The following is a 2,384-nucleotide window of genomic DNA, read 5'->3' as shown; positions in this document are numbered from 1 at the left end:
CCGCACAGTGGACGCAAGCAGCTATGGACAAGCCCTCGGCCTATTAGTACCGGTCACCTCCACCCCTCACAGGGCTTCCAGATCCGGCCTATCAACCCCGTCGTCTACAGGGGGCCTTAACCCCTCAAGGGGGTGGGAGTCCTCATCTCGAAGCAGGCTTCCCGCTTAGATGCTTTCAGCGGTTATCCCTCCCGAACGTAGCCAACCAGCCATGCCCTTGGCAGAACAACTGGCACACCAGAGGTCCGTCCGTCCCGGTCCTCTCGTACTAGGGACAGCCCTTCTCAAGACTCCTACGCGCGCAGCGGATAGGGACCGAACTGTCTCACGACGTTCTAAACCCAGCTCGCGTGCCGCTTTAATGGGCGAACAGCCCAACCCTTGGGACCGACTCCAGCCCCAGGATGCGACGAGCCGACATCGAGGTGCCAAACCATCCCGTCGATATGGACTCTTGGGGAAGATCAGCCTGTTATCCCCGGGGTACCTTTTATCCGTTGAGCGACGGCGCTCCCACAAGCCACCGCCGGATCACTAGTCCCTGCTTTCGCACCTGCTCGACCCGTCAGTCTCGCAGTCAAGCTCCCTTGTGCACTTACACTCACCACCTGATGACCAACCAGGCTGAGGGAACCTTTGGGCGCCTCCGTTACTCTTTAGGAGGCAACCGCCCCAGTTAAACTACCCACCAGACACTGTCCCCGATCCGGATCACGGACCCAGGTTAGACATCCAACACGACCAGAGTGGTATTTCAACGACGACTCCACAACCACTGGCGTGGCCGCTTCACAGTCTCCCACCTATCCTACACAAGCCGAACCGAACACCAATATCAAGCTATAGTAAAGGTCCCGGGGTCTTTCCGTCCTGCTGCGCGAAACGAGCATCTTTACTCGTAATGCAATTTCACCGGGCCTATGGTTGAGACAGTCGAGAAGTCGTTACGCCATTCGTGCAGGTCGGAACTTACCCGACAAGGAATTTCGCTACCTTAGGATGGTTATAGTTACCACCGCCGTTTACTGGCGCTTAAGTTCTCAGCTTCGCCACCCCGAAGAGTGACTAACCGGTCCCCTTAACGTTCCAGCACCGGGCAGGCGTCAGTCCGTATACATCGCCTTACAGCTTCGCACGGACCTGTGTTTTTAGTAAACAGTCGCTTCTCGCTGGTCTCTGCGGCCACCCCCAGCTCCCCGTGTAAAACGGATCACCGGAAGCGGCCCCCCTTCTCCCGAAGTTACGGGGGCATTTTGCCGAGTTCCTTAACCATAGTTCACCCGAACGCCTCGGTATACTCTACCTGACCACCTGAGTCGGTTTAGGGTACGGGCCGCCATGAAACATCGCTAGAGGCTTTTCTCGACAGCATAGGATCATCCACTTCACCACAATCGGCTCGGCATCAGGTCTCACCCTCATGTTGCGCGGATTTACCTGCACAACGGGCCACACCCTTACCCCGGGACAACCACCGCCCGGGCTGGACTACCTTCCTGCGTCACCCCATCACTCACCTACTACAAGCTCGGGTCACCGGCTCCACCACACCCATCCTCACCCGAAGGATCAGACAGGGGGCTTCACGGGCTTAGCATCACCTGATTCGATGTTTGGCGCTTCACAGCGGGTACCGGAATATCAACCGGTTATCCATCGACTACGCCTGTCGGCCTCGCCTTAGGCCCCGACTTACCCTGGGCAGATCAACTTGACCCAGGAACCCTTAGTCAATCGGCGCACACGTTTCCCACGTGTGTATCGCTACTCATGCCTGCATTCTCACTCGTGAACCGTCCACCACTACCTTCCAGTGCGGCTTCACCCGGCACACGACGCTCCCCTACCCAACAACACACCCGTTAAGGCTAAAGTGCTGCTGACACGACTTCGGCGGTACGCTTGAGCCCCGCTACATTGTCGGCGCGGAATCACTTGACCAGTGAGCTATTACGCACTCTTTCAAGGATGGCTGCTTCTAAGCCAACCTCCTGGTTGTCTCTGCGACTCCACATCCTTTCCCACTTAGCATACGCTTAGGGGCCTTAGTCGATGCTCTGGGCTGTTTCCCTCTCGACCACGGAGCTTATCCCCCGCAGTCTCACTGCCGCGCTCAACTTACCGGCATTCGGAGTTTGGCTAAGGTCAGTAACCCGGTAAGGCCCATCGCCTATCCAGTAGCTCTACCTCCGGCAAGCAACACACGACGCTGCACCTAAATGCATTTCGGGGAGAACCAGCTATCACGGAGTTTGATTGGCCTTTCACCCCTAACCACAGGTCATCCCCCAGGTTTTCAACCCTGGTGGGTTCGGGCCTCCACGACCTCTTACAGCCGCTTCACCCTGCCCATGGCTAGATCACTCCGCTTCGGGTCTAGAGCG

At 57.5% G+C, this 2,384-nt stretch carries 1 rRNA gene (cut by a window edge); it reads right to left on the bottom strand.

The window, feature by feature from the left end:
* Positions 1–23 precede the first annotated feature (23 nt).
* Positions 24–2,384: ribosomal RNA gene (locus ABGA99_RS36420) — 23S ribosomal RNA — on the bottom strand; it runs 767 nt beyond the window's last position.

Origin of the sequence: Streptomyces sp. B5E4, from assembly GCF_039871555.1 — a bacterium.
In the GTDB taxonomy this organism is placed as follows: domain Bacteria; phylum Actinomycetota; class Actinomycetes; order Streptomycetales; family Streptomycetaceae; genus Streptomyces.
The sequence above is the reverse complement of the archived record's forward strand: the minus strand, read 5'-3'. Positions and strand labels throughout refer to the sequence as shown.